This window comes from Planctomycetota bacterium, assembly GCA_026387035.1.
Taxonomy (GTDB): domain Bacteria; phylum Planctomycetota; class Phycisphaerae; order FEN-1346; family FEN-1346; genus JAPLMM01.
This window is the reverse complement of sequence record JAPLMM010000295.1, coordinates 1-7,213: the sequence shown is the minus strand read 5'-3', so window position 1 is coordinate 7,213 and position 7,213 is coordinate 1. Positions and strand designations below refer to the sequence as shown.

Below are 7,213 nucleotides of genomic sequence, written 5' to 3'. Positions count from 1 at the left end.
CCCGGACCCGTCGAGCGAACCGTTTTGCACCATCGGGGGCAACCTCGGCAACAACTCTTCCGGGTCGCGCGGCATGCGGTACGGCTCAATGAAGGAATACGAGGCGTACCTGGACGTGGTGCTCGCGGACGGGTCCGAGGTGCGGCTGGAACCGGTGGCGCTGGAGGACGGGCGATTGCGGGAGGCCGAGTCGCGCGGCGACCTGTTTGGAAAAATCGTGGCGGGAACGCACCGGCTCGTGGCCGAGCACGCCGACCTCATCCGCCGATACGAGCCGCACACGAGCAAGAACAGCGCCGGCTACAACCTCTTCGAGGCCGTGCGCGACGGGAGGCTGGACCTGGCGCGCCTCGTCGGGGGTTCCGACGGGACGCTGGCCGTCATCCTCGAGGCGGGCTTGCGCGTCGTGCCGAAACCGCGCGAGCGAGCCAGCGTGCTCCTCTGGTTCACGGACCTGGAGAAGGCGGGCGAAGCGGTCCATCACATTCTGCTTCTCGGGCCGAGCGCGTGTGAGATCATGGAGCGGCACTTTCTGGACATCGTCCGCGCGGAGGGGATTATCTCGGAGAAGTTCCTGCCGAAAGAGGCCGACACGGTCCTATTGGTGGAGCAACTCTCCGACAGCCGGGCCGAGAACGAAGCCTTCATCGCCGGCGTTCGCCGCCTCGTGGTGGATGAACTGGGGCTGGCGTTCGGGGCCGTCGACGCTTACGACCCGCAGGAGCAGGAAAATCTTTGGCAGGTGCGCAAGCGCGCCGTCCAGATCCTCCAGCGCCTGCCGGGACCGCGCCGCGTGCTGCCGTTCATCGAGGACATCACGGTCCCGCCCGACAAACTCGTGGCGTTCATCCGGGGCTTGCGCGAGGTGCTCAATCGCAGCGGGGCCGAGGCCGCCGTCTATGGGCACGCGGGCGACTCGAACCTGCACGCCCGGCCGATGCTGGATACGCGAGTCGCGGCGGACGTGGAGCGGATGCGGGCGATTGCCGACGGCGTGGCGCGCCTGACGATTGACCTGGGCGGAACCATCTCGTGCGAGCACGGCGACGGCCTGACGCGAAGCGCGTACCTCTGCCTCCAGTTCGGGCCGCTCTACGACGTCATGCGCGACCTGAAATGCCTCTGGGACCCGAAGGGGATTTTGAATCCCGGCAAGATTATCACCGACGAGCGCAAAATCCACCTTGAGGACTTGCGCCTGGAACCGGGCTGGTCGCGCCGGCCGACCGGCGAAGCCTTCGACCGCGAGCCGTGGGCGGGCGAACTCGAGCGGTGCCACGGGTGCGGCACGTGCCGGGCGTATTGCCCCGTGTACCTGGTGACGCGCGACGAAGTGGCGAGCCCGCGCGCCAAGGCGAACCTCCTGCGGGAAGCGATTGCGGGCAACCTCGGGCTCGCGGCCCTCGACGAGGAGCGGATGCGGGCCGTCGCCGACCTCTGCTACAACTGCAAGACGTGCCTTGTGGAGTGCCCGAGTGGCGTCGACGTTCCCGGCCTGGTCCTGAGGCACAAGGAGCACCTGGCGGAGCGGGGCGGCCTGGGGTTTTGCGACCGCCTGATGGGGAAGGTGCGGCTGATGGGGCGCGTCGGCAGCGCGATGGCGCCGGTGGCGAACTTTTTCCTCCGGCGGGGCGCGGTGCGCTGGATGATGGAGAAGGCGGGCGGCATCGGTCGGCGGGCGGCGATGCCGGCGTTCTCGCGCGGCGGCGTCAAAGAAGGAACCGCGGTCGGGCCGGACGGCGATCCCGTTCGCAAGGTCGCGTATTTTGCCGGCTGCTTCGAACTGTTCAACGAACCGGCGAGCGGGCGCGCGGCCGTGGCCGTGCTCGAGGCCCTCGGATGCGAGGTTCTGATTTCCGAGCAGCGGTGCTGCGGCATCGTGAAGATATCGGCCGGCGACGCCGAGGCGGCCGCGAAGGACCGCGAGTTTAACCTTGCGGTACTCGCGCCCCTGGCGGAGGCGGGATACACCATCGTGAGCGGATGCCCGTCCTGCGTCCTGGTGCTCGCGGAAGACTATCCGGAGATGGTGCCGGGAGACGCGCGGGCGCGCCTCGTCGCCGAGCACACGCGGGACATTCATGACCTCGTGGAAGAAATTGCGGGCGATGCCTTTTCGCGCGGCGGGTCGGACCTGTCCGCCGTAGCCTCGGCGAAGGCGGGAGACCCGCCGCGCAAGGGCTTGTGGCAGGGCCGGCGCCTCGCGTACCACGCCCCGTGCCATCTGCGCGCGGCGGGAAGGGGAGAGCAGCCGAAACGCCTGCTGGAGCGGTTGCTGGGGATACGGTTTGCGGTGACGAACATGACGTGCTGCGGGATGGGCGGGACGTTCGGCGTCAAGGCGAAGAACGCGGACCTTTCGGAGGCCATCGCGGAGGCGGTCGTCGAGCGGATTCGCGCCTCCGGGGCCGAGGCCGTGGTGACGAGTTGCGGCATGTGCCGGACGCAACTGGCGCACGGCACGGGCCTCGTGGTCTATCATCCGATGGAACTTCTCGCCGCGGCACTCCAAAGCAGTCCAACAGAACCGGTCCGAGTGTCGGAGTAAAAGTTTCAGGTTGTCTTACAAGCCAAACGGGCGGAGGCCAGCGGCCGCAGGCCCGCCGGCGCAGGCTGTCGCCGCTACGAGGAACTCTCGCCACTGTCGCGGCGGCTGGATGCCGTCGGGCGGAAAGGCGGCGCGCGGATTGACGGCGGTTGTGCGTTTCCCGTCCTCGGAATACACGGTGAGCCGCTCGACGTATCCGTCCTCATTACCGAGGTTGTGCGGCTCGTCGTAGGCAACAGGCGGGTCGGTCTTCAGCCACGCCAGAAGGAAGTAACGCAATTCCTCGACCTCGTCGGGCGAGAGGGTCCTCCACGGCCGGCTATTCAGAAGGGCCACGACCTTCTCTTCCTCATGTGGAAGCATGGGGTCGGGCGCGCTGGCCGACTGGCGCAGACCGCGGATGCGCCTGCCCGTGAGGTCGATTTCAAAAGCGTGAACCGATGTGAAGGTAAAGTCTGCCCCTGGGCTCACGCCGGACCAAGCGTAGTAGAAGACTCGTTGCGGGGCCGCAGCGCTATCGGGCCCAAGCGGGGCACTGGAGCACCCGCTGGTGACGAGGAGAACCATTGCTGCAAGGAGCGATGGGCGTAGCATCGGAGGGCCCTTAACGAGGTCCGGGTTACCTGCTCCCTAATGATTGGACGCAACCCGACCGCAGCGGTTCCATCCTGCCCCGCGGTCCAGGGCACCGGCCTGTAGTCCGTCAGCCGATGAAACTTCTGGCGGATGCGCTGGCGGTGTCTGCCTCCGCAAATCGGCCGACGTGAGGGGCGGTCGCGTCATCCGAACATTTCCGTCCATGTGTTTTCGTAGCGTCCCAGGCCGATGCGCGAGTGGTTGCCGAGCATGTTCTTGTGGTGTCCCGGGCTGTGGAACCATTGCAGGTTGGTTTCAGGTCCTGTGCGTGCGCCGGCGGCGATGTTCTCGGCATGGGCGGTGGTGCCGAACCGCTTGGCGCGGTCCCAGGGCGTGGCCTTGCCCGGAACCGGCGAGTCGTGGCTGAAAAACTTTTTCTCGACCATGTCCTTGGAATGGTCGCGTCCGGCTTCGCAGAGTTTGACGTCGATCCGGAGGGGCTTCAAGCCCAGGAGGAGCCGGACGCGGTTGAGGTCGCGTATGCCGTTGGCCTCCTCGAAATCAATCTGGGGCTCGAGGGCGACGTTGGCGATGAGGGCCTCGCGGTCGGCATCGCTCGTGGCGAGGGTGAGGGCGGTCGCGAGCATCTCGTCGGCCGCCAGGACGTGCTCGAATGGCGGGGCTTCCTGCGGTCCGCCTTCGCGCCGGGGTCCGTGCTTGGCGACGTAATCGGCGGCGCGGAACCAGTGCCCGCCGAGTTCCACGAGTTCGTCGCGCTGCGTCTTCAGCGACGGAGCGGCGGCCAGGACGTCCTTCGGGTCGATCCACAGCAGTTCGTTCAATTTTGCCATCGCGGGGTCGCCCTTGGCGACGATTTCTTCCTTCGAGAGGTCGGCCTTTCGACCGAGGGCGAGGACGGTTCCCCGCAGCGTGTCCACTTCGTTCGGGTTGCGGTCGGTGAACCGCTGGCGGAGGACGTCGCGCGCGGCCTTGAAGAAGTCGGCCCGGTAGCGCGTCTGGAGGGGGACGAATTCCTTGTTGATGAGGCCGAGCAACTGGGCCGGCGCCGGGCCGCCGATCGCCAGGATTCCGCCGACGGCCTCGGCGCGCTTGTCGGGTTCCGCCTTGGCCCGTCGGAAGACGTTCAAGAGGTCGGTGACCTGGCGGCGCTGGTCGGCGGTCAGCGTCGGCGTGGGATCGGCGGCCTGCAAGGGCGTCTGGATGGTCGTCGCCGCGAGAAGCACGAGGGCAACCAGAGAATTTCTCGTCATGGAATGTTTTCCGGCGCGCGAACGATGAAGCCCTTCGGCCGTTGCAGGTCGCCTAGTGATGCGACGGCTCGCCGAGGATCTGGATGAGTTGCTCGTACTTCTCGTCCCGCAGTTCCGGCGTCTTGGCTTCGAGGCAGAGGCGCAGGAGCGGCTCGGTGTTCGAGGGGCGGCAGTTGAACCACCAGTCCGCATATTCAACCGTGACGCCGTCGAGAAAATCCACCTTGCCGTCCGAGAATGTCCGCGCGAGGCGTTTGATCAAGCCCGCCTTGTCCCGGACCTCGAAGTTGACCTCGCCGGTCGTCGAGTAGCGGCGCAGCGGTTTGACGAGTTCGCTGAAGGTCTGCTCGGGATGGGACGAGAGGACCGTCAGGACCTTTAGCAGCGTAATGACGGCGTTGTCGCAGAAGTAGTTGTCGCGGTAGTAGGAATGTCCCGACAGTTCCCCCCCGAACGGGGCGTTCGTCTCGCGCATGGCGGCCTTGAGGAAACTGTGGCCGACGCGTTCGCGTCTCGGCACGCCGCCGTGGGACAAGATCTCCTCGCGCAGGGCCCAACTGGACCTGAGGTCGTAGACGATCGTCGCGCCCCGCTCCCGGGCCAGGACGCCGGGCGCCAGCAGGGCCGTGATGAGGTCGTTCGAGACCCCCTCGCCGTTCTCGTCCACGAAACCGACGCGGTCGGCGTCGCCGTCGAAGCACGCGCCGAGGGCGGCCCCGGAGGCGCGGAGGCGGGCTTTCAGTTCCTCGAGGTTCGCTTCCTTCAGGGGATTCGGTTCGTGCTTGAATCGGCCGGCGCGCTCGTAGTTGAGGCCCTCGACCTGGAGGTTGTACTCCCTCAGGAGGCTGGGCGTCCATTTTGACGCCATGCCGTTCGAGGTGTCGACGACGATCTTCATCGGACGGATTTCGCCGGCGAACTTTTTCAGGTGCAGCAGGTACGCGCTGGAGATGTCGTACATGCGGAGAGGTCCGGATGCGGGCTTGTCGGTGTTGGCCGTCTGTGCGACGATCTCCTTAATCTTTTCGAGACCCGACCCGATGCCGACGGGGATGGCCCCCGGCCCCGTGATCTTGAATCCGTTGTACGTGACGGGGTTGTGGCTGGCGGTGACCATGACGCCGCCGAGCGCCGCTAGGCTGCCGACCGCGAAGTAAACGGCGGGGGTTTCCACCTCGCCGATGACGCACGCCCCGACGCCGGCCGCACGGATTCCTTCGGCCACAGCGCGGGCCAGGTCCCCGCTCGTCGGCCGCATGTCGTGCCCGACGACGACCTCCTGCGCTTTGGGCTTGAACCGTGCTTCTGGCTCGAGGCGCTCCAGCAGGTGCGTGGCCGTGCCGAAGCCCACTTTCCATGCGAGGGTCTTCGTGATCTGGCTGTCCACCAGGCCGCGAATGTCGTACGCCTTGAAGATCTTGTCGAGGTCCATGCCGGACTCGACCGGCGGAGGCGGAGGCTGGTCGGCCACGTCGCGCCACTTGCAGGTCTTGCATTTGGGAAAATGGCGGGAGCGTCGTCCGCGGCAAATGGCCTCCGTGATCGGATACTTCTCGTCGGGGCAGCGGCGCGATTCGGATGGGTCGATGGACACGGCCTTCTCCCTGGGCTACAGGTGGAACTTCGGGCTCTGTCCGAGGAACTCCCTCGGGTTGTGCCAGACGACGCGCTCGATGACGCTTTCGGGCATGGCCATTTCGTGCATCACGCCGATCGTCGTGGGGACGGCGAGGGCGTCGCTCGCTTCCCAGTCGGCCGAGGAATTGAGCAGCATCCGCTCGGGGCCGTAGTCGCGGAGGATGACGGCGGCCTCTTCGGGCGTGAGTTTGCCCGGGTAAACCGTCAGTCCGGTCCAGCATCCGGTCGCGCGGGCGGTCTCGATCGTCTCCGCGGTGCAGTGGTCGACGACGCACAGATGCCGCGGCGGGTCCGTTTCGCGGATGACGTCGGCGATGATCTCCGTGCCGCGCGCCTTCTCGGCCGCGTGCGGCGTGTGGATGATGCAGAGGACCTTGCGTTCGGCGGCCATCCGGAGTTGCCGGCGGAACATCCGGATTTCGTTCTCGGTGTTCTTGTTGAGGCCGATTTCGCCGATGCCGAGGCACGTCGGCCGCGCCAGGTACGGATCGATTGCGGCGAGGACCTTTTCGGTCAGTTCGACGTTCTCGCTTTCCTTCGGGTTGACCGCGAGGACGCAGTAGTGCCGGATGCCGCGCTTCGCCGCCCGCTGCGGCTCGAAGGTCGTCATGTGATTGAAGTAGTCGAGGTGGCTCTCGGGATACAACCGGTCGGTGCCGGGCCAGAACGCGGGCTCGCAGACGGCGACGATGCCCGCGGCGGCCATCACCAGGTAATCGTCGGTGGTCCGGCTCAGCATGTGAATGTGGGGGTCGATGATCCGCATCGGCGTCTCCGGTTCGTTTGGTGAATGCGTATCCTTGGGTCCGGGCTGCGGAAATGATAAGAGGCGGTGGCGCCGAAATCAAGAACAGACCCTTGCCGTGGCACGCCCGGGGTGGTACAATGCCACCAGTAACGGCGGCAAGGACAAGCCGCCGGGGACCTCGTTAAGGAGAGCGGCGATGTGCAAAACGTGCGGTTGCAAGGACAAGAAGAAACCGAAGCCCAAGAAGTAGGCGAAATCGAGAGTTTTTCCCCTGAGAACGCCCGTCCGCGGGCGTTCTCTTTTCCGGTCTTGGGGCGCCTTGACTTTCCCGGCCGTCGAGGCGAACAATAAAGCGGAAAGAAGGAGAGCGGCGCGGAAAGCGGTCGAGCCGAGAGAAACATTCAGGTCAGCAAGGCGCTGTCCTATCCCCCC

At 66.3% G+C, this 7,213-nt stretch carries 6 protein-coding genes; 1 reads left to right on the top strand and 5 read right to left on the bottom strand.

Translation table 11 applies throughout. The annotated features are described in order from the left end of the window. The coding region (locus tag NTX40_11265) for an anaerobic glycerol-3-phosphate dehydrogenase subunit C (GenBank protein ID MCX5649653.1) at nt 1-2,548 on the top strand (2,548 nt) is incomplete at its 5' end. 15 nt (nt 2,549-2,563) lie between these two features. Here NTX40_11265 and NTX40_11260 read toward each other — a convergent pair. The 5 genes from NTX40_11260 to NTX40_11240 all read right to left on the bottom strand — a co-directional run. Next, nucleotides 2,564-2,884: a hypothetical protein gene (locus NTX40_11260; protein ID MCX5649652.1), complete on the bottom strand. Its 321-nt coding sequence runs from the start codon at nt 2,882-2,884 to the stop codon at nt 2,564-2,566. A gap of 443 nt (nt 2,885-3,327) precedes the next feature. Then, on the bottom strand, nt 3,328-4,395 hold the full coding sequence (locus NTX40_11255; protein MCX5649651.1) for a CAP domain-containing protein: 1,068 nt from the start codon (nt 4,393-4,395) through the stop codon (nt 3,328-3,330). 52 nt (nt 4,396-4,447) lie between these two features. Beyond that, nucleotides 4,448-5,989: a phosphomannomutase/phosphoglucomutase gene (locus tag NTX40_11250; GenBank protein MCX5649650.1), complete on the bottom strand. Its 1,542-nt coding sequence runs from the start codon at nt 5,987-5,989 to the stop codon at nt 4,448-4,450. A 15-nt stretch (nt 5,990-6,004) separates the two neighbouring features. After that, complete coding sequence (locus NTX40_11245) at nt 6,005-6,799, bottom strand: TatD family hydrolase (protein MCX5649649.1); 795 nt, start codon at nt 6,797-6,799, stop codon at nt 6,005-6,007. Between the two features lie 78 nt (nt 6,800-6,877). Beyond that, nucleotides 6,878-7,213: hypothetical protein (locus NTX40_11240; GenBank protein MCX5649648.1), on the bottom strand; the 336-nt coding region annotated here is incomplete at its 5' end.

Bases quoted from the DNA above. Each gene is read 5' to 3' on its own strand.
- NTX40_11255 (MCX5649651.1), bottom strand. From the start codon at position 4,395: ATGACGAGAAATTCTCTGGTTGCCCTCGTGCTTCTCGCGGCGACGACC.
- NTX40_11245 (MCX5649649.1), bottom strand. From the start codon at position 6,799: ATGCGGATCATCGACCCCCACATTCACATGCTGAGCCGGACCACCGAC.